Annotated in this window: 20 protein-coding genes, 1 pseudogene and 1 riboswitch; of the genes and pseudogenes, 6 read left to right on the forward strand and 15 right to left on the reverse strand. The window is 70.0% G+C overall.

The annotated features are described in order from the left end of the window. Positions 1–9: 9 nt before the first annotated feature. From ACWCP8_RS00555 to ACWCP8_RS00565, 3 genes are all read right to left on the reverse strand, one after another. Positions 10–180 (reverse strand): hypothetical protein, encoded by a 171-nt coding sequence (locus tag ACWCP8_RS00555; RefSeq protein WP_352266373.1) that lies wholly within the window; start codon positions 178–180, stop codon positions 10–12. 127 nt (positions 181–307) lie between these two features. Beyond that, positions 308–769, reverse strand: a complete 462-nt coding sequence (locus tag ACWCP8_RS00560; RefSeq protein WP_030969712.1) for a molybdenum cofactor biosynthesis protein MoaE — start codon at positions 767–769, stop codon at positions 308–310. 138 nt (positions 770–907) lie between these two features. Then, complete coding sequence (locus ACWCP8_RS00565; RefSeq protein WP_352266372.1) at positions 908–2,050, reverse strand: SDR family oxidoreductase; 1,143 nt, start codon at positions 2,048–2,050, stop codon at positions 908–910. 190 nt (positions 2,051–2,240) lie between these two features. Here ACWCP8_RS00565 and ACWCP8_RS00570 point away from each other — a divergent pair, with 190 nt between their 5' ends. Both ACWCP8_RS00570 and ACWCP8_RS00575 read left to right on the forward strand, forming a co-directional pair. After that, positions 2,241–3,698 carry a zinc-dependent metalloprotease gene (locus ACWCP8_RS00570; protein WP_352266371.1) on the forward strand — a complete coding sequence of 486 codons (1,458 nt, stop codon included), beginning with the start codon at positions 2,241–2,243 and terminating at the stop codon, positions 3,696–3,698. Further along, the gene (locus ACWCP8_RS00575) at positions 3,695–4,249 is read left to right on the forward strand and encodes an NUDIX hydrolase (protein WP_352266370.1); all 555 of its coding nucleotides are present in this window, start codon (positions 3,695–3,697) and stop codon (positions 4,247–4,249) included. Before ACWCP8_RS00570 ends, ACWCP8_RS00575 begins: the two co-directional genes overlap by 4 nt. A gap of 67 nt (positions 4,250–4,316) precedes the next feature. On the opposite strand, the gene ACWCP8_RS00580 is transcribed toward ACWCP8_RS00575, so the two are convergent. From ACWCP8_RS00580 to ACWCP8_RS00595, 4 genes are all read right to left on the reverse strand, one after another. Next, a complete protein-coding gene (locus ACWCP8_RS00580) occupies positions 4,317–5,072 on the reverse strand; it encodes an AIM24 family protein (RefSeq protein WP_267002095.1) in 756 nt (251 codons plus the stop codon). Between the two features lie 19 nt (positions 5,073–5,091). Next, positions 5,092–5,772 carry an AIM24 family protein gene (locus ACWCP8_RS00585; RefSeq protein WP_267002097.1) on the reverse strand — a complete coding sequence of 227 codons (681 nt, stop codon included), beginning with the start codon at positions 5,770–5,772 and terminating at the stop codon, positions 5,092–5,094. 11 nt (positions 5,773–5,783) lie between these two features. Next, the gene (locus ACWCP8_RS00590; RefSeq protein WP_451113825.1) at positions 5,784–7,391 is read right to left on the reverse strand and encodes a TerD family protein; all 1,608 of its coding nucleotides are present in this window, start codon (positions 7,389–7,391) and stop codon (positions 5,784–5,786) included. 107 nt (positions 7,392–7,498) lie between these two features. Then, positions 7,499–8,122: a M48 metallopeptidase family protein gene (locus ACWCP8_RS00595; RefSeq protein ID WP_451113826.1), complete on the reverse strand. Its 624-nt coding sequence runs from the start codon at positions 8,120–8,122 to the stop codon at positions 7,499–7,501. A gap of 280 nt (positions 8,123–8,402) precedes the next feature. Between ACWCP8_RS00595 and ACWCP8_RS00600 the strand changes: the two genes are divergently transcribed. Continuing rightward, positions 8,403–9,578 (forward strand): ThiF family adenylyltransferase, encoded by a 1,176-nt coding sequence (locus tag ACWCP8_RS00600; protein ID WP_451113827.1) that lies wholly within the window; start codon positions 8,403–8,405, stop codon positions 9,576–9,578. A gap of 41 nt (positions 9,579–9,619) precedes the next feature. Continuing rightward, positions 9,620–11,071 (forward strand): ABC1 kinase family protein, encoded by a 1,452-nt coding sequence (locus tag ACWCP8_RS00605; protein WP_451113828.1) that lies wholly within the window; start codon positions 9,620–9,622, stop codon positions 11,069–11,071. Positions 11,072–11,099: 28 nt separating this feature from the next. Here the strand turns inward: ACWCP8_RS00605 and ACWCP8_RS00610 are convergent, their stop codons facing one another. From ACWCP8_RS00610 to ACWCP8_RS00630, 5 genes are all read right to left on the reverse strand, one after another. Further along, the gene (locus ACWCP8_RS00610; protein ID WP_451113829.1) at positions 11,100–11,300 is read right to left on the reverse strand and encodes a hypothetical protein; all 201 of its coding nucleotides are present in this window, start codon (positions 11,298–11,300) and stop codon (positions 11,100–11,102) included. A 166-nt stretch (positions 11,301–11,466) separates the two neighbouring features. Beyond that, positions 11,467–11,790 (reverse strand): hypothetical protein, encoded by a 324-nt coding sequence (locus ACWCP8_RS00615; RefSeq protein ID WP_030915517.1) that lies wholly within the window; start codon positions 11,788–11,790, stop codon positions 11,467–11,469. A 32-nt stretch (positions 11,791–11,822) separates the two neighbouring features. Further along, positions 11,823–12,191, reverse strand: coding sequence for a WhiB family transcriptional regulator (locus ACWCP8_RS00620; RefSeq protein WP_030915514.1), 369 nt, complete (start codon positions 12,189–12,191; stop codon positions 11,823–11,825). A gap of 172 nt (positions 12,192–12,363) precedes the next feature. Beyond that, entirely contained in the window at positions 12,364–12,690 is a 327-nt protein-coding gene (locus ACWCP8_RS00625) for a hypothetical protein (protein ID WP_352266365.1), read from the reverse strand. Positions 12,691–12,856: 166 nt separating this feature from the next. After that, a complete protein-coding gene (locus ACWCP8_RS00630; protein WP_451113830.1) occupies positions 12,857–15,061 on the reverse strand; it encodes an ATP-dependent DNA helicase UvrD2 in 2,205 nt (734 codons plus the stop codon). A 204-nt stretch (positions 15,062–15,265) separates the two neighbouring features. On the opposite strand from ACWCP8_RS00630, the gene ACWCP8_RS00635 reads away from it, so the two are divergent. Both ACWCP8_RS00635 and ACWCP8_RS00640 read left to right on the forward strand, forming a co-directional pair. After that, the gene (locus ACWCP8_RS00635; protein ID WP_352266363.1) at positions 15,266–15,523 is read left to right on the forward strand and encodes a mycoredoxin; all 258 of its coding nucleotides are present in this window, start codon (positions 15,266–15,268) and stop codon (positions 15,521–15,523) included. 342 nt (positions 15,524–15,865) lie between these two features. Further along, positions 15,866–15,934: pseudogene (locus ACWCP8_RS00640) on the forward strand (NrdH-redoxin); the annotation flags it as partial. Between the two features lie 154 nt (positions 15,935–16,088). Here ACWCP8_RS00640 and ACWCP8_RS00645 read toward each other — a convergent pair. The 3 genes from ACWCP8_RS00645 to ACWCP8_RS00655 form a co-directional block, all read right to left on the reverse strand. Further along, positions 16,089–16,928: a bifunctional 5,10-methylenetetrahydrofolate dehydrogenase/5,10-methenyltetrahydrofolate cyclohydrolase gene (locus ACWCP8_RS00645; protein ID WP_382828891.1), complete on the reverse strand. Its 840-nt coding sequence runs from the start codon at positions 16,926–16,928 to the stop codon at positions 16,089–16,091. A gap of 66 nt (positions 16,929–16,994) precedes the next feature. After that, positions 16,995–17,091, reverse strand: a riboswitch (ZMP/ZTP riboswitch). A gap of 99 nt (positions 17,092–17,190) precedes the next feature. Then, positions 17,191–18,138, reverse strand: coding sequence for an NAD(+) diphosphatase (gene nudC / locus ACWCP8_RS00650; protein ID WP_355995072.1), 948 nt, complete (start codon positions 18,136–18,138; stop codon positions 17,191–17,193). A gap of 44 nt (positions 18,139–18,182) precedes the next feature. Further along, the gene (locus tag ACWCP8_RS00655) at positions 18,183–19,577 is read right to left on the reverse strand and encodes a dipeptidase (RefSeq protein ID WP_451113831.1); all 1,395 of its coding nucleotides are present in this window, start codon (positions 19,575–19,577) and stop codon (positions 18,183–18,185) included. Positions 19,578–19,580 lie beyond the last annotated feature (3 nt).

Below are 19,580 nucleotides of genomic sequence, written 5' to 3' on the forward strand. Positions count from 1 at the left end.
GGTGCTGCCTCAGGCAGCGTCGGAACCGGAGTCGGATCTCTCCATCGCTTCACGGAACCGGGCATATCCGGCGAGTTCGGTGACATCACCGGCCGTGCGATTACGGGCGGCCCAGCTTCCCCATATCGCAGCACCGACAGCAGCGAAAAGCGGAATCAGCAACCAGGCGAGTGCTGCCATCACTACCTCCCCACGCCATGTGCGACCGCAACGGACCGATCAGCAGATTAGCCTTCTGCAGATTCAACGCTCACGGCAGGGGTGCGGTTACGCAAATCGGGGCGGATGTCGCCGGTCCGGTTTGCGCTCAGCAGGCGCCCACCCACTCCTCCGTACCGTCGGAGAACCGCTGGTGCTTCCAGATCGGAACCTCATGCTTGAGGTCGTCGATGAGCTTGCGACACGCCGCGAATGCCTCCGCACGGTGCGGGCAGGAGACGGCGACGACCACGGCCAGGTCCCCGACCTCCAGTTCACCCACACGATGGACAGCGGCCAGTGCCCGGACCGGGAACTCGGCGACGACCTTCTCGGCCACCCGGCGCATCTCGTCCTGCGCCGACGGATGGCAGGAGTAGCCGAGCGCGCCGACGTCCTGGCCGCCGTCGTGATTGCGCACCGTGCCGACGAAGAGCGCCGTGCCCCCCGCGGCGTCGTCCCCGGCGGCGCGGAAGATCTCGTCGACGGACAGCGGGGTGTCCCGGATCTCCAGCAGCCGGATCGGGTCCTGCGCCGCCTGCTCACCGGGGTGGTCATGAGTGGGTGCCATGGCGCCCATGGTGCCGCACGGCACCGACTTCGCGGAATAGCGCTTTCCACCGGCGGGCCGCCGGCCGCCTTGGAGCCTCCTACAGCGACCGGGGCGCCCGGCCCGGTCCCGCCCGGACACACCGCGGCCGGACACGTCTCAGATGCGGCGGCGGGCCTTGCGGGCGCGGCGGACCAGGGCGGCGGTGCCGAGCAGCGCCACGGTCGCACCGGCGGCGCCGGCGGCGGTGGCGTCCTTGCGGCCGAGCCTGCGCCCGGCGACGGTGTGGCGGCCCTCGACCTCTTCGAGGAGGGCGGCGAGTACTTCCTCGTTGGTCCACCCGGGACGCCAGCCGACATCGTGCAGACGGCTCACGCTGACCACCCAGGGGTGCATCGTGTACGCGAGATCTCCCGCCGGGGACGGGGTGAGGCCGATCCGGTGCAGCCGGGCGGCGGCGCCGAGGGCGACCGCAGAGGGCAGTTCCATCCGGCGGACGCCACTGAGCTCCTCGACCTCCTCCTGTTCCAGCCAGCCGTCGCAGCCGACCGCGAACTCTCCGTCGATCTTCTCCAGCGCGGCGTACTCCAGGGCCGTGACCAGGTCGTCGACATGGCAGAACTGCCAGGTGGGGCGTGATCCGGCGACGACCAGGAGGCGCGGCGACTCGAAGTAGCGGGTCAGCGCCGTGTCCGTACCGCCGACCAGGACAGTGGGGCGGACCACGGTCACATTGAGGCCGGGATGGGCGCGGGGTGCGCGCCGCCCGAGCCGTTCGATCTCCAGGAGGTCGCCGACGCCGGTGGCCTCCGCCGTGGCACGCAGTTCGGCGTCCTCGGCGAGCGGGATGTCGTTGTCGGGAAGCGCCCCGTAGACCATCGCCGACGTGCAGAGCACGACCCGGTGGACCCCGACAGCCGCGGCGGCCGTCAGCACGGTCTGGGTGCCGCGGACGTTGTACGCGGTACGGGCGGCGGGGTCGGTCTCCAGGTCGAGATCGAGCGCCAGATGGACGACGACGTCTGCGCCGCGCAGCTTCTCGGCGATGGCGGGATCCCGTACGTCGAGGATGTGCCAGATCGCCTCGGAGACCTCGCCACGGCGCTCGTCGATGGCGATGACCTGCTTGATCTCCTCGGAAGCCGCGAGGCGCGCGGTGAGCAGCTCACCGACGCCGGTCGCGGCACCGGTGACCGCGACGACGGGGCCGCGGCTCTTGGAGCGGCTCTTCGAGGGTTTGCTCTCGGGCGAAAGGTCGGCCAGGTTTCGCGCTGCGCGAACCTGAGGATCTGGGGAACTCACCGGGCGTCTCCAGCGGTTGTCTTCAGTACGTACCCGAATGACGCGTACGTACCAGGTGGCGTCCATCCTGCCGCAGGCCGGGGGTCGGCGGAGCACTGAGGCCCCGAGCGGGCTTGGTGTCTACGCTGGATGGTGATGTCGGGCAGTCGCCGTCGGTTCGAGCCGGCGGCCCTACGAGCCGAGGAAACCCGTGAGTGACACCCCATTCGGATTCGGCCTTCCGCCGGAGGAGCCGGAAGACGGCGACGAGGGCAAGAAGAAGGACCCCGCCGGAGGTGGGCAGGGTTCAGGCGGGCCTGCGAACCCGTTCGGCTTCGGGCCGGGCGCGGGCGGGGACAACCCGTTCGCAGCGATGTTCGGCACGATGAACCCGAACGACCTGGGAGCCGCCTTCCAGCAGCTCGGCCAGATGCTGAGCTACGAGGGCGGTCCCGTGAACTGGGACATGGCCAAGCAGATCGCCCGCCAGACGGTCGCGCAGGGCACCCCGGACGGCACGAAGGACGCGAGCGTCGGCCCTTCGGAGCGGGCCGCGGTCGACGAGGCGCTGCGGCTGGCCGATCTCTGGCTGGACGGCGTGACGTCGCTGCCGTCCGGTTCCGTCTCGACCGTGGCGTGGAGCCGTGCGGAGTGGGTCGAGGCGTCCCTCCCCGCCTGGCAGAAGCTGGTCGACCCGGTGGCTGAGCGCGTCGGCCTCGCCATGGGCGATGTGCTGCCCGAGGAGATGCAGGCGATGGCGGGCCCGCTGATCGGCATGATGCGGTCGATGGGCGGCGCGATGTTCGGCCAGCAGATCGGGCAGGCCGTGGGCGTGCTGGCGGGCGAGGTCGTCGGCTCGACCGATATCGGGCTGCCGCTGGGACCGGCCGGAAAGGCCGCGCTGCTCCCGCTGAACGTCGAGAGATTCGGCAAGGACCTGAGCGTGCCGCAGGACGAGGTGCGGCTGTATCTCGCCCTGCGTGAGGCCGCCCACCAGCGGCTCTTCGCCCATGTGCCGTGGCTGCGCTCGCACCTGTTCGGCGCGGTCGAGGGGTACGCGCGCGGCATCAAGGTCGACACCAGCAAGCTGGAGGACGTGGTCGGCCAGTTCGACCCGTCGCAGCCCGAGCAGCTGCAGGACGCCCTTCAGCAGGGCATGTTCCAGCCGGAGGACACGCCGGAGCAGAAGGCCGCGCTGGCTCGGCTGGAGACGGCGCTCGCGCTGGTCGAGGGCTGGGTCGACGCGGTGGTGCACGAGGCCGCGAAGGCCCGGCTGACGTCGGCCGACGCACTGCGCGAGACGATGCGCAGGCGGCGCGCCTCCGGTGGTCCGGCCGAGCAGACCTTCGCCACGCTGATCGGCCTCCAGCTGCGGCCCCGGCGACTGCGGGACGCCTCGCGGCTGTGGGCGTCGCTCACGGACGCCCGCGGTCTCGACGGTCGCGACGCACTCTGGGCACACCCGGACATGCTGCCGACCGCCGGTGACCTGGACGACCCGGACGGGTTCGTGCACCACGAACAGCTGGACTTCTCGGAGCTGGACAAGATGCTCGGCGAGGCCGCGAAGGGTACCCAGAAGCCCGCGGACGACCAGGGCGACACCGGTGACCGGGGCGACGCGGACGGCAAGGGCGGCAGCGACGGCAAGGACGACACCGACCAGTGAGCCTGCACGACGACGCAATCCTCGTACTGAAGAGGTACGAGTCATCGGCCGACCCGGACCAGGAGCAGCTGCGCCAGGTCTATCTGGACCATCTGTCGCGGCACCCGGACGGCATGTGGAAGGCCTGCGGGGCCGGGCATCTGACGGCCAGCGCGCTGGTCGTCGATCCGGAGCGCGGCCGGGTTCTGCTGACGCTGCACCGGAAGCTGCAGATGTGGCTGCAGATGGGCGGGCACTGCGAGCCCGAGGACGACACGCTGGCTGCCGCGGCGCTGCGTGAAGCCACCGAGGAGTCCGGCATCAGCGGTCTGACCCTGCTGTCGGGCGGCCCGGTGGCGCTGGACCGGCATCCGATCCCGGCACCCTGTCACTGGCATCTGGATGTGCAGTACGCGGCACTGGCTCCGTCGGGCGCCACGGCGCAGATCAGCGACGAGTCGCTGGATCTGCACTGGTTCCCGTACGACGAGGTGGCCGAGGTGGCCGACGCCTCGGTCGTACGCCTGGTCGCGCGCACACGCGCGGCCCTGGAGGACGGCCGGCAGCCGTAACGGACCGCAACGGGTAAGGGGCGGCCTCCTTCGAGGCCGCCCCTTACCCGTGTCCATGCGGTGCGGCTCAGTTCCAGGCGTTGTTCTGGTTCTGGCCGTGCGCTCCCTGCTGGCCCATGCCGTACTGGGCGCGCAGCCCCTGGCCGATCTGGGCGCTCTGCGGGGGCAGCACCTCGCTGGGCTGGACCAGGGCGAAGCCCTGTCCGAGGAAGCTCAGCTCCCAGCCCTCGCCGGTGTTGCCGCGCCGCCGCCAGACCCCGGAGGAGTGCGTCTGGGCCTGCATCTGCACCCGCAGCGAGCTGGACCAGGCGACGATCGCATCGGCGTCGACGTTGACGTACTTGTCGGGCGTGACCTGCATCATCAGCGGCTGGCCCGAGGTCATCAGGGCGACCTTGCCGGTGCCGGAGATGTTGAGCTGGTACTTGCCGGTGCCCGAGATGCCGTACTGGCTGTCCACGGCGATGACCTCGGTGTGCAGCGACGAGTCGAGCGCCAGGACGTAGGCGCTGTCCACCGTCATGCCGTCGTGGTCGACGTCCACGACGTGGACGTACTGCGCCAGGTTGGCGAGGTAGACGGTGCCCTGCCCGGAGCAGCGCATCAGGTCGAGGCCCTCACCGGTGGTTGCGCGGGCGCGGCGCTGCCCGTGCGACTGGTACTCGCCGTCGAACTCCATCAGCCCCTGGTAGGCGACCATGGCGCCCTTGCGGGCGAGGACGTCGTCGCGACCGGTCAGCGAGACCCGCAGGAGCTGCGGGTTCTGCACGGTGTACCGCTCCTGGGACTGCTGTTCCGTGTAGCTGAAAAGCGGACTCTGCATGGTGTGTTCTCCCTCCCCCTCAGTTCCGGATCCGCAGGCGGTCCGTACTGTCCTCGCTCGGCTGGACGACGACGATGCCCTGGCCGGAGAACGCCATCTGGTACGCCTCGCCGCTTCCGCGCCCGATGAGCGAAGAGGCCTTGAAGCTGCGCTTGCCCTTCACCTTGAGGTTCGGGGACCACGCCACGAGGGCGTCCGGGTCGACGTAGGTCTCGTCGTCCCCGCGCCCGCAGTCCACGACGATCGGCGTGCCGCGTGAGGTGATGGCGACCCAGCCGGTGCCGGCGATGCAGACGTTCCACAGGCCCTGGCCGGCGAACTTGGCCAGCCCCTTGACCCGCTCGACGCCCCAGGTGAGGTGGCCGTCGAAGGCCAGGACGTTGGTGCCGTTGACCGAGAGCGAGTCGTTGTTGAGATTGATGACGACCACATCGGCGCCGTAGTCGGCGAGGTAGAGCAGCCCGTCACCGGCGCACTTCATCAGGGGCGCGCCCTCGCCGGTGATCCACTGGGAGGCGATCTGACGGACGGCGGGCGGATTCGGTTCGTACTGGATGAAGCCCTCGTACGACACCATCGAGCCGGTACGCGCATAGAGGTCCTGGCCGGTGGCCATGGCGACCTTGAGCATCGTGCGGCCGTGGTTCTCCATCCGGGCCGTGACGGGGGTCGGGGCGAAGCCCGCGAGTTGCTGGTTCATGACGGGCTCCCTCAGACCTCGTAGGGCTGGACGACGATGAAGTTGCCGGGGGCTCCCCGGAACTGGAGGTTCACGGTCTCTCCGCTGTGCCCGGGGTATGCGTTGCGGCGCAGTCGGACCTGGCTGGAGATGATCACCTGGGACGCCGACGACCAGGCCACGATGGCGTTGCAGTCGGCGAACGTGGTCGGCGTGACCGGCAGGACGACGGGAACCCCGTGGGTCTTGACGATGACCGTCCCGGTGCCCTGGAACTGCATGGTGAACAGGGCGCCACCGGGAATGCCGTGGCCCTCGATCCTGCGGACCTCGTGCTGCAGCGACTCGTCGAAGGCGAGAACGCTCTCCGCCGAGACGCAGATGCCGTCGCCCTGGAGCTCGATGGCGTGCAGATGGGAGCCGTCCTCGGCGAGGAAGACCTGCCCCCGGCCGGTACAGCGCATCAGCTGCATCTCCTGGCCGGTGGCGTTGCCGACGATGCGGCCGGCGAAACCGGCGCCCTTGTAGCTGAAGTCGACCTTGCCCTGGTACATCACCATGGAGCCCTGGCGGGCGAGCACCGGTGTGCCGCCCATGGTGAGGTCGACCCGCATGAGCTGCTGATTCTGCGGAGTCCAACGCTGGCCGGTGGCCGTCTCCTTGTACGGCTGGAGCGCGGCCTGCAAGCCTGCGCCGGCCGCCTGCGGCACCCCTTGCGGTACGCCCTGGGGCATGCCGGGGGGCTGCTGCCCGTACGGAGCCTGCTGCCCGTAGGGGGCGGCGGGCACGGGCTGGCCCGGGACCTGCCCGAACTGCGGCTGCTGGGGCGGCTGGCCCGGCTGTCCGTACGGAGCCGGGGCGGGCGCGGGCGGCGGCACGGTGCCACCCATCGGCGCCATCGGCGCCGCGATCGTCGGCGCGGCATGCATCTGCTGCTGCGGGGTGGGGGCCGGGGCCTGCGCGGCCGGGGCTCCGAAGGACGGGGCGGGCTGCGGGACTTGGGAGGTCTGCGGGGCAGCCGGAGCGCCGAAGGACGGGGCCGGGGCGGTCGCCTGCGGCGGCGGGGCGAACGACGGAGCGGCCGCCTGCTGCTGCGGCGCGGCGGGCGCCTCCTCGGCGACCTCGCCTCCGAAGTTCTTCAGCAGCGCGTCGAGGCCGCCGTCGAACCCCTGGCCGACGGCTGCGAACCGCCAGACGTCCTTCAGATAGAAGTCGCCCAGCATCACCGCACGCTCGGTGGTGAACTCGGAGCCGGTGAAGGCGTACCTGACGACTTCCTCGCCACCCGCGACGATCCGGATGTACCCCGGACCGACCTGCGACATCTGCCCCGCACCGTCGATGGTCGCGGTGAACGACAGCTTGTGGATGTTCGCCGGAATGCGGTCCAGAGTGACGCGGAACGACTCGGTGTCACCGGCCTGGGTGCCAAGGAGCTGAATGGACTCCTCGGGCGACTTCGGCTGATTGAAGAAGATGAAATACCGGTCGTCGGAGAGCTGCTCATTGGCATCGAGGCCGAAGCAGCTGATGTCAAAGGTCAGTCCCGGTCCGGAGATCTGCACACCTACGTACAGGTCCGTCCCCGGCGTGAGATCGCTGATCTTGGCCTTGTGGCCGCGTTGGAATTCCCTTGCCATGCGTAACGACCGTCCCCCATCCCGAATGTGAATGCGTCGCGCCAGGCTAGCCGCAAACTCCGACATTGAGCTGAGTCGGTACACACCCGGTACAGAATCACCGAATGTCACTCGCTTCGGGCGGCCGGCAGATGCGGCAGCCGGTCGGCCGCCACCACTCCTTCGAGGTAGCCGCGAGCCCGCTCGGTCCGCGGGTACGCCTCCAGCAGCCGCCAGAACCGCGGACCATGACCGGGGACCAGCAGATGCGCGAGCTCATGGACGAGCACGTAGTCGACGACGTACTCCGGCATACCCTGCAACCGGTGCGACAGACGGATGCTGCCCTCCGCCGGTGTGCAGGACCCCCATCGGGTGTTCTGATTGGTCACCCACCGCACCGACGCGGGTCTGGCCCGGCCGTCGAAATACAGGTCGGACAACCGCGCGGCACGCTCGGCGAGTTCGCTGTCACCGAGGATGCGCTTGCTCTCCTGGGCGGCGAGTTTGTCGAGCATCACGCTCACCCAGCGCTGCTCCTCCGCCTCCGACATCCGGGCGGGGATCAGCACAATGGTGCGGTCGCCCTCCCGGTACGCGGAGACCGTTCTGCTGCGGCGGCTGCTCCTGCGGACCTCGACCGCGCTCGTCGCCGAGACGCGGGGCGGATGGCTGGCCGCGCTGCGCTGATGATATCCGGCGCTGCGCGCGGGGGTCTCGCCGGCGAAGCCGGGTGACGGGTCGGCGGGCACGCCCCGACGTTACCCGCTGTCAGTGGGGGAAGTCCCGCCCCCAGGGCGGTTGACGCTTGATCCACTCCACGGCATGCACCATTTGAACGACTAATGCCCCTGCCTGTGGATAACTTTCTGCACGTTTCGACACCTGCCTGCATTCTGGCAACGGATCTCGCGAAGCTCCGGCCACGCCCCGCATACAGAGACCGCAGAGCGACCGCAGAGAGATCACACAGAGATCGCACACGGACCGCACCGACGCTGGACAGCACGACGGACAGAGACCGGGGAGACCATGCATCCGATGTTGAAGCCCGCACTGCGCCGCGCCTGGCGCGGCAGGAACACCGTGCAATTCGGAGTGACACGCGCTCACGCGGTGAAGCTCGGCCCGGTGGATATCGCCACCGGAAGTTTCCTGGAACTGCTCGACGGAACGCGCGGCCTGCCGCTGCTGCGCGAAGAGGCACGGGCGCTGGATCTCTCGGACCATCAAGTGGACACACTGGTGAGACGCTTGGCGAACGCGGGGCTGATCGACGACGTACGGGCCGGCGGCCCGGAAGCCGCAGCGTTACGGAACCGGGCCGACGTCCTGGAGCGGCAGCGCCCCGACCTCGCGTCGCTCTCGGTCATCCACCCCGAACCGGGCGGCGGGATGCGCAGGCTGGTGGCCCGCCGTGCGATGCGGGTCCAGGTGAGAGGCGCCGGCCGGGTCGGTGCGGCGATCGCCGCCGTTCTGTCCGGCTCCGGAGTGGGACAGGTCGAGGTCCTGGACGGCGGGGTCACCGAGCCCTCCGACATCTCACCGGGCGGGCTCCCGGCAGCGGCGGTCGGAGAGCGCAGGGACACCGCCGCCCGGCAGTTGGTCCGCCGCTCGGCCACCGGCTCCACTCCGCGGACGACGGGGACGGCGGACGCCGCGGCGGGTGGCACGTCGGCGGGCAGCCCAGCTGCGAGTGGCGGGCCCGGACTGTCGTTGGTCGTGGTCGCCCCTCGGGACGGTCTCGCGGTCTACGCCCCCGACCCCCGCGCCGCCGAACCGTGGATCACGTCGGGCATTCCTCATCTCTACGCCGGGGTGATCGAGGCCACCGGTGTGGTCGGCCCTCTGGTCCTGCCCGGGGGTACGGCCTGCGCGGGATGCCTGGCGCTGACCCGCACGGACCGGGATCCGCAGTGGCCAAGGATGCTGACGCAGTGGCGGTCCGGGCGACGCAATGCCGTGCAGGCGTGCGACCTGGGGCTCGCGACAGCGGTGGCCGGTCTCGCCGCAGCCCATGCGCTGGCTTTTCTGGACGGCGAACTGCCCGCCAGCACGGGGGCCAGGTGGGAGGCCGCTCTGCCGCTGTTGGACTGGAGGTCGGAGCAGGTCGGGGCGCACCTCGACTGTTCCTGCGGGGCGGGTGGGCACACTGAGGGGGAGCGCACCTCTGGGCTCGGCACGACGCAGGACACAATGGCCGGGTAACCGCCGCACGCGGCACGGCAGTCTGGGATTTGGAGGGGCGTATGTCTGATCTACCCCGGAAAGCGGTCACCCGTACCGCCAAGTTGGCCGCACTGCCACTCGGCTTCGCCGGCCGGGCCACGTGGGGTCTGGGCAAGCGGATCGGCGGCAGGTCCGCGGAGATAGTGGCCCGCGAGCTCCAGCAGCGCACGGCGGACCAGCTGTTCAAGACATTGGGGGAGCTGAAGGGGGGTGCCATGAAACTCGGTCAGGCCCTGTCCGTCTTCGAGTCGGCACTGCCCGAGGAGGTTGCCGGGCCGTACCGGGCGGCGCTCACCAAACTGCAGGAAGCCGCGCCCCCCATGCCGACCCGCACCGTCCACGGGGTGCTGGCAGAGCGGCTCGGTGAGGACTGGCGGGAGCTGTTCCTCGAATTCGAGGACAAGCCGTCGGCCGCCGCCTCGATCGGGCAGGTGCACCGGGCGGTCTGGCACGACGGGCGCGAGGTCGCGGTGAAGGTGCAGTATCCGGGCGCCGGGGAGGCCCTGCTCTCGGATCTCACTCAACTCAGCCGCTTCGCCCGGATGCTCGGCCCGCTGATCCCCGGGATGGACATCAAACCGCTCATCGCGGAGCTGCGTGACCGCGTGTCGGAGGAGCTGGACTACGAACTGGAGGCGCGGTCCCAGCAGGAGCACGCCGAGGAGTTCGCGGACGATCCCGATGTGGTGATCCCGGATGTGGTGCACCAGTCGGACCAGGTGCTGGTGACGGAGTGGATCGACGGTGTGCCGCTCTCCGAGGTGATCACCGACGGCACGCAGGAGCAGCGGGACCGGGCGGGCCAGCTGCTGGCCCGATTCCTGTTCTCGGGTCCGGCGCGCACGGGCCTGCTCCACGCGGACCCACATCCGGGCAACTTCCGGCTGCTGCCTGTGGGAACGGAGGACGGCGAGGCCGGACAGTGGCGGCTCGGGGTGCTGGACTTCGGCACGGTGGACCGGCTGCCGGGCGGTCTGCCGCAGCCCATCGGGGACTCGTTGCGGCTCACGCTGGCGGGTGACGCCGAAGCGGTGTATGAACTGCTGCGCGCGGAAGGCTTCGTCAAGGAGTCGATCGACCTCGACCCGAATGCGGTACTCGACTATCTGCTGCCGATCATCGAGCCGGCACAGGTGGAGGAGTTCACCTTCACCCGGAGCTGGATGCGCAATCAAGCGGCTCGGATAGCGGATCTCCGCTCCCCCGCCCATCAGCTGGGCAAGCAGCTGAACCTGCCGCCCGCCTATCTGCTCATACACCGGGTGACGCTGAGCACGATCGGAGTGCTGTGTCAGCTGGGTGCGACGGTGCGGCTGCGGGACGAACTGGAGTCCTGGGTCCCGGGGTTCCTGCCGATCGAGGATCTGCCCGTCGAGGACCTGCCCGTCGAGGACCTGGCCGTCGAGGACCTGCCGATCGCGGACCTGCCTGAGCAGGAGCAACGGGTGGGCGACGCGGCAGCCGGGGCATAGGCCCCGGGACCGGGCCGGGGCGGGCCTGTCACCACCAGGGCGAATCGAGGCGGCCTTCGATCGCCCTGATATGGCTGCGGGCGCAGTTGTCACAGAAGTACTGGCGTCTGCCGTTCTCCACGGAGCAGACCCAGGTCGGCGGCGCGTACTCGCTGTCGGCGGCGGTGCCGCACCGGGCGCACACCACGACATGCGCGCCCGGTGCGGGGTGATGAGTCTCCTCGTTCACCTCGTGACGATAACTCCGTCCCCGCCGCGCGGCACGTCACCACACAGCACGACCGCGGGGCCGATCCGTTCGGACCGGCCCCGCGGAAGGGGTACTGACAAGAGGTACTGATCGCTGCCGGGCAGAGCGGCTGTCCGGCAGCGGGTGGAGCGGTTCTTCGGCCTGACTAGTGCATGACCGCCATGGCCAGCGCGCGGCGGGCGCGCATCGAAGCGCGCTCCGCTCGGCGCTGCATCCGCCGGGCGGAGACCAGGCGCACGGCCTGGCGCTCCGCATCGGCTTCCCTCAGGCGGTCGTGCATATGCGCACGAGCCAGAGCTTCTGGGATGAGTTGCATTTCACGGGTCCTGTTCTGACGCGAGTCGTTCGCGCCGATGCTTGTGACGTTCGGTGTTGCGGAGCCGACGGGCTCATTCGTGGGGACGGACATTGGTGCCTGATTTCGGGGATCGTGGGTTCGGGGACGGTCGATGGTTCCGATGCGCTTCATGGGTTTGGGGGCCGTGGCCTCCAGGCCGGCGATCACGCCGCGACCGGGTTCTTGCGCGGACGGCCACGCGGCCGCTTGCGAGCGACGACGACGCCCTGGATGAAGAGCTCGCCGCCCCAGACACCCCACGGCTCGCGGCGCTCCTTGGCGCCGGCGAGGCAGGCCTCGACGAGCGGGCAGGTGCGGCAGAGGGACTTGGCGTACTCGACATCGGCCGGCGACTCGGCGAAGAAGACCTCCGGGTCGTAGGAGCGGCAGGGGACGGGCACGCCGAGGTTCTCGATGGCGTCGTCGAGCGCGGTGAGCGCAGTGAGGGGGATCAAGGTGGAGTCCTCCGTGAGGCCGGGCGGGGGGATCGTTTCGGAAGGCGGTACGGACGGGGCGTGCGCTTCGAGTTGCACGGTGGTGGTGTCCTCGTCTGGTCGTTCCGGCCGGTCGGCCGGGTGGCTGCTGGTACCGGGTGCTGCTTGTCCCGAGGCGCCTCTTCGCTGTGTCGTCCGTTTGGACAAAACAAAAGGGCCGCGGATCCCGAGTGGGGTTCCGCGGCCCTGAAGGCGCCGGCCTGATGGTCCATCAGGCTGGATCACTCCAGGGTTCAGGCCCACGGAAGGCCCACATCTTGTGGTGGTGCGTCGTCTGCTGCTCGGCTCCGGCACCGACTGCCGCAAAGGCATAGGCCGCCTTGGCCTGTCCCTTCGCTACTGCTGCCGTCGGTGCCTGGCTCGGTCGCTCATTGCGCTCCCGCACGGGGAGGCTCGCCAGGGACAGCGGGCTGACGGCGGAAATGCCGGACAGACCGGTGCCACGCAGCGAGGATTCCGAAGAGCAGGCGAGGCCGAGCGAGCAGGCGGAGACGACCGACAGATCGGTCATTTTGTTGGTCTCGATGATGCTGATCACGACAATCGCCTCCTCTCGGCGTCTCGGGGGGACCGGGCCTGCCGGTCCTGCGTATTCGGATAAGTACAGCACGGGGTGAGGGCTTCAGAGAAGTCGCTGTTCCCGTGGTTAAGAACCTATGGTGACGACTGGGGCGGGCGCAAACTATTTTTTCGACGAGTTTTTCTCACACCTCCTCGTCGTCTCCTCCGAGCCCCTCGTCTGGGTCCTGGCCTGCGCATATGGCCAGCACGGCGGCGCCGAACCGGTCCAACTTCCGGACACCGACCCCGGAGATTCCCGCCAGTTCACCGTCGCTGCCCGGGACCGCCTCCGCGATCGCCATCAGCGTCTTGTCGGTGAACACGCAGTAGGCCGGCTGGCCGATCTCCTTGGCCTGTTCCGCGCGCCAGTCGCGCAGCCGCTCGTAGAGCGCCTCGTCCATGTCGGAGGGGCAGTCCTCACAACGCATCAGCTTCATCTCGCCCGCGTCGGTGAGGGTCTTGCCGCAGACCCGGCACAGGGCGGGGCCACGGCGCCTGCGCTTGGCCACCGCCGGCCGCTCGATGCCTCCCCCGCCGCTTCCCCCGATGCCGGTCACGCCGCGGCCGCCGCCGAGCGCCGCCGAGCCGGGGCGCAGCCCGTTCAGGAAGCGGCTCGGGCGCCGTCCGCCGCGGCTGCCGGGCGACCGGGACAGCGACCAGGACAACGAGAGATGGAAGCGGGCTCGGGTGACGCCGACGTACAGCAGCCGGCGTTCCTCCTCGATCTGCTCGTCGGTCTTGGCGTACGTGATCGGCATCATGCCCTCGGTCAGTCCGACCAGGAACACGGCGTCCCACTCCAGGCCCTTCGCCGAGTGCAGTGACGCCAGCGTGACTCCCTGGACCGTGGGGGCATGCTGGGCGGCCGCCCGCTCGTCCAGCTCCGCCACCAGGTCGGAGAGTGTCGCCCCCGGCTTGGCCTGTTCGAAGTCCTCGGCCAGCCGGACCAGGGCGGCCAGGGACTCCCATCGGTCGCGCACCGCCCCGGAGCCGGCGGGCGGCTCCGTGGTCCAACCCTTGGTGGAGAGCACCGCCCGCACCTGCGAGGGCAGCCCCTCCGCGCCGTCGAGCAACGAGTCGTTACCCCCGGCGCGGGCGGCGCCGCGCAGGGCGACGCCCGCCTCCCGTACCTCGGCGCGCTCGAAGAAGCGCTCCGCTCCCCTCAGCTGGTACGGCACGCCCGCGTCGGACAGGGCCTGCTCATAGACCTCGGACTGGGAGTTGACCCGGTAGAGCACGGCGATCTCTCCGGCCGGGACGCCCGCAGCGATCAGATCGCGGATCCGGCGGGCGGTGCCCTCGGCCTCGGCGGGCTCGTCCGCGTACTCCGTATAGGCCGGCTCCGGCCCCTGCTCCCGCTGCGAGACCAGTTCGAGGCGGTGCTCGGCGGCACGGCCGCGGGCCTGGCCGAGCACGCCGTTGGCGAGATGGACGACCTGGGGCGTGGAGCGGTAGTCCCGAACCAGCTTGACCACGGTCGCGTTCGGGTGGCGGGTGCGGAAATTCAGCAAGTGGTCGGGGGTGGCCCCGGTGAACGAGTAGATGGTCTGGCCGGCGTCCCCGACGACGCACAGGTTGTCCCGGTCGCCGAGCCAGAGGTCGAGCAGCCGCTGCTGGAGCGGGCTGACGTCCTGGTACTCGTCGACCACGAAGTGCTGGTACTGGCTGCGGACATGGTCGGCAATGTCATGGCGGTCCTGGAGGATCGCGACGGTGAGGAGCAGCACATCCTCGAAGTCGATCACCGAGCGGTCGCGCTTCAGCTGCTCGTACATCGCGTAGATCTGGGAGATCTCGGCCGGATCGCGCGGGGCGTCCCGCTGGGTCTTGGCGACCACGGCCGGGTAGTCGGCGGGCACGGTCTGGGTGACCTTCGCCCACTCGATCTCGCTGGTGACGTCCCGCAGCTCGTTGCGGTCGAGCCGGATGCGGCAACGGGCGGCTGATTCGGCGACCAGCTGGACCTTGCGCTCCACCAGCCGCGGCAGATCACCACCGACTGCTTTCGGCCAGAAGTACTGGAGCTGTCGCAGGGCTGCGGAGTGGAACGTCCGCGCCTGCACCCCGGCCGCGCCGAGCTGGCGCAGCCTGCCCCGCATCTCGCCGGCGGCCCGGTTGGTGAACGTGACAGCCAGCACACTCGTCGGCTGAAGTATCCCGGCACGCACCCCGTACGCGATGCGGTGCGTGATCGCTCGGGTCTTGCCCGTACCGGCTCCGGCCAGCACACACACCGGACCGTGCAGGGCCAGGGCGACCTCGCGCTGCTCGGGGTCCAGTCCGTCGAGCACGGCGTCCGCCGACTCGGGGACCCGGGGGAAGAGAGAGGAATGCGTTGCTGATGTCACCCCGCCATGCTGCCAGGTCGGGAGAGCCGGACGCGGAAGTTGTCCACAGGGGAGCGGCATCCGTCGTATGAATGCAGGGGTGGCTGCGGGAATGGCGGCCAGGTCGCGTATGTTCCACTCCCTGCGGGGGGCACCTTTCCAGCTTTTCCGCTGGACGCGGCAACGCAACGTGACGAGACGAACGAGACAGAGGAGCGGAAAGACATGCCGGGCACTGTGACGATGTACAGCACCACGTGGTGCGGTTACTGCCGTCGGCTCAAGGGCCAGATGGACCGCGAGGGCATCACGTACAACGAGATCAACATCGAGCAGGACCCGGAGTCCGCGGCCTTCGTCGAGAAGGCCAACGGGGGCAACCAGACCGTTCCGACGGTTCTGGTAGTTCCCGCCCAGGGGGGCTCTGAGGTCGTCATGACGAACCCGAGCCTTGCCCAGGTCAAGCAGGCACTCAGCGCCTGACTCTCGCGAGACGCAACCCCCGGCCGGTCTGACGCCGATCGGGGGTTTTGTGTGCCCTGGGGACCCCAGCAGCAGGACAAGGAAGCCCGCCCTCGGCACGCCCGGTATCGGCTACCGCCGTGGTCGACAGGAGACCGTCATCACCCGAACTCCTGCACGTGTCCCACAGGGGCGCGAGAGACTGAGCACTCCGCCTGGCGGCCGTCGCCAACAGAAGCTCTCAGCGCGCGAAAGCAGAGCTGCAGGTTCAGAGCGTGAGCACAGGCCGGGTGGAGAAATCCTCGCAAAGGTCTTCACCGTCCGGGCCATACACGAACTCGGCCATGGATGGGTTGCGATTGGCTCTTCTCGGACGGTTCGACGCTGACGAACCCCTCGCTGGCCCAGGTGAAGCAGAAGATCGGCGTCTGATCGCGCGCGGTTGCGCTCTTCGCGCCGGTGCGAGGTGTAGAGGGCGAAGAACCCGCACGCAGAGCCGATGCCAAGAGCCCGCGTGAACGCCCGCTGCCTTCCGGTCGCCCCGGAGGACGGCGGGCGTTCGCGTACCCGGAAGCCGGGCTTCGGGTCACGCCGCCGCGACGCCGAGCTGCCGGGCCGCCGCCGCGACTGTCTGCTCAAGAAGGACCGCGATGGTCATCGGTCCGACCCCGCCCGGGACCGGGGTGATCAGCCGCGCCCGCTCGGCGGCTGTCTCGAAGTCGACGTCGCCGACGTTGCCCTCGTTGTAGCCGGCGTCGATCACCACTGCGCCCGGTTTGATGTCCGCACCAGCGATGAAGCGCGGCTTGCCGACCGCGGCCAGCAGGACGTCCGCCTCCCGCACGATCGACGAGAGGTCGGCCGTCCGTGAGTGGCAGTACGTCACGGTGGCGTCCCGGCCGAGCAGAAGCATCCCGGCGGGCTTGCCGAGGATGGCGCTGCGCCCCACGACGACCGCCTGCTTTCCCGCGAGGTCGACGTCGTACTCATCCAGCAGGCGGATGATTCCGCCGGGCGTGCAGGAGACGAAGCCGGGCAGGCCGAAACTCATCGTCGCGAACGAGTGCATGGTGACCCCGTCGACGTCCTTGGCCGGATCGATCGCTTCGAAGGCGGCGCGTTCGTCGATGTGCGGTCCCACAGGGTGCTGGAGCAGGATGCCGTGGACACCGGGGTCGACCGACAGTGCGGTGACCGCGTCGACCACATCCTGTGTGGTGGAGGTGGCGGGAAGGGCCACGTGCCGCGACTCGATGCCCGCGCTCTCGCACCGGCGGCGCTTCATCCGGACGTAGGTCACCGAGGCCGGGTCTTCCCCGACCAGCACCGTCGCCAGGCAGGGTGCCTTCCCGGTGCGCAGCCGGAGTTCCGCTGCCGCCGCGGAGCTGGTTCCGATGATCTTGCGCGCGAGGGCGGTGCCGTCCATCGGACGGGCTGTCTGAATCCGGGCCACGTTTCGCTCCTGAGTGTCACGAGGATCGCGAGGATCACGGTGTGTCGCCCAGGCGCACGGCATCGACGGTTGTCGAGAGTTCCGTCGGACCGCTCCCCGGTGGTGCTCCACCTCAGCGCCAGTCACGGCCCGGAGCCAGAGTAGTGCGCCGTCGTCTCTTCGGGGGAGAGACCGGCGCGGTCCTGAAGGTGCGACCGGGCCGCGCACGCCCCGGTCGCACGCCGAGCAGCGCGCGTCAGCCGACGCTGCCCGGCCTCGGGAGCGGCTTGCCGTACCAGAGTTCGATCAGACGTGCCGCGATCGAGATGCCGAACGGCGGCAGGACCTCGCCCGACTCGAAGGCCGCCGTCAGGTCCTCGCGGGAGAACCAGCGGGCCTCCTCGATCTCCTCGCCGTCCACATCGATCTCCGACGACGTGGCCCGGGCCATGAAGCCGAGCATCAGGCTCGACGGGAACGGCCAGGGCTGGCTGGCGATGTACTCGACCTCGCCGACCGTGACGCCCGCCTCCTCGAACACCTCGCGGGCGACGGACTGCTCGATCGACTCCCCCGGCTCGACGAAGCCCGCGAGCGTCGAGAAGCGGCCTTCCGGCCAGTGCACCTGACGGCCCAGCAGAGCACGGTCCTGGTCGTCCGTGACCAGCATGATCACCGCGGGGTCGGTGCGCGGGTAGTGCTCGGCGCCGCAGGCCTGGCAGCGACGGATGTGGCCGGCCGCCGCGATGACCGTGCGTTCGCCGCAGCGGGAGCAGAAGCGGTGCAGCCGCTGCCAGTTCTCCAGGGCCACCGCGTGCACCATCAGCCCCGCGTCGCGGGGGCCGAGCAGCAGTCCGGCCTCGCGCAGGCCGGCCGGGCGGGCCGGCTGGTCCATGCGGCCGGGCAGGGAGTCCTTCTGGAGCGCGAAGTAGCTGACGCCGTCCTCGTCGGTGCCGAGGAAGTAGCGGTGGGTCTCGGTGACCGGGGCCTCGAAGGCCGGGGTCATGACGATCTCCGTACCGCCGTCGGCCGTGTCGTCGATCAGCACCTGCCCGCCCGAGACCACGAAGACGCGGGTGGTCGGGTGGCTCCAGGCGGCGGAGAGCCAGGCCTCGTCGAGGCGGTGGTGCGCGGCGCGGTCGATGCCGCTGGGCGCGGTGAGACCGATGGGCCGGTCTGTCGTGGCGTTGTCGAAGGTGCTCACAGGTGCTTCCTACTCCCCCGGGACGGTTCGGGTGTTCAGAGGATTCAGCGGAGTGCGGCCGACAGCTCGCCCCACAGGTGGGCGGTGGTCTCCACGCCCTTGAGCAGGAGATCGAGTTCGACCTTCTCGTTGGGGGCGTGCCAGCCGTCGGACGGTACGGAGATGCCCAGGAAGAGGACGGGTGCGCCGAGCACGTCCTGCAGGTCGGCGGCGGGTCCCGAGCCTCCTTCGCGGGTGAAGAGGATCTTCTGGCCGAAGGCCCGTCCCATGGCCCGTGCCACGGCCTGCAGGGCGGGGTGGTCCAGCGGGGTCAGGCAGGGGCGGGTGGCGGGGGCGAAGGTGATCCGGTGGCGGATGCCGGCCGGGAACTGCGCCTCGGCCCAGGCGCGGACGGCCTGCTGGACATGGTCGGGGTCCTGGCCGGCGACCAGCCGGAAGCTGATCTTCACGAGGGCGGAGGACGGAATGATGGTCTTGCTTCCGGCGCCCTGGTAGCCGCCGCCGATGCCGTTGACCTCGGCGGTGGGGCGGGCCCAGATGCGTTCCAGCGTGGAGTAGCCGGCCTCGCCCGTCGTGGCCTGCGACTTGGCGGTGCGCAGCCAGGTGTCCTCGTCGAAGGGGAGCTCGGCGAAGAGGGCGCGCTCGGTGTCGGTGAGTTCCGTCACGCCGTCGTAGAAGCCGGGGATCGCGACCCGTCCGTTCGCGTCGTGCAGCGCGGCGACGAGGCGGGCCACGGCGGTCGCCGGATTGGGGACGGCGCCGCCGAACGATCCGGAGTGGATGTCCTGTTCCGGGCCGTACAGCTCGATCTCGCACTCGGCGAGGCCGCGCATGCCCGTGCAGACCGTCGGGGTGGTCTCGTCCCACATGCCGGTGTCGGAGACGATCACGGCGTCCGCGGCGAGACGCGCCGCCTGCTGCTCGACCAGGGTGCGGAAGTGCGGGGAGCCGGACTCCTCCTCGCCCTCGACGAGGAGCTTGAGGTGTACGGCGGGGGTGGTGCGGCCGGTGGTGGCGAGGTGGGCCCGGACGCCGAGGGTGTGGAAGAACACCTGGCCCTTGTCGTCGGCCGCGCCGCGCCCGTACATCCGGCCGTCCCGGATCACCGGTTCGAACGGATCGGTGTCCCAGCCGTCCTCCCGGGCTGCGGGCTGCACGTCGTGGTGCCCGTAGACGAGGACGGTCGGAGCGTCCGGGTCGTCGGACGGCCACTCGGCGAAGACCGCGGGCGCACCTGCGGTCTCCCAGATCTCCGTGACCGGGAAGCCGGTCTCCTTGAGCTTGGCGGACAGCCACTCGGCGCTGCGTCGTACGTCTCCGTCGTGTTCCGGCTGGGCGGAGACGGAGGGGATCCGCAGCCACTCGGCGAGGTCGTCGAGGAAGGCTGTGCGGTGCTGCTCGGTGTACGTACGGACGGCGCTGTCCGGGGTGTCGCTCATGGT

This window comes from Streptomyces sp. NPDC002206, assembly GCF_053593595.1.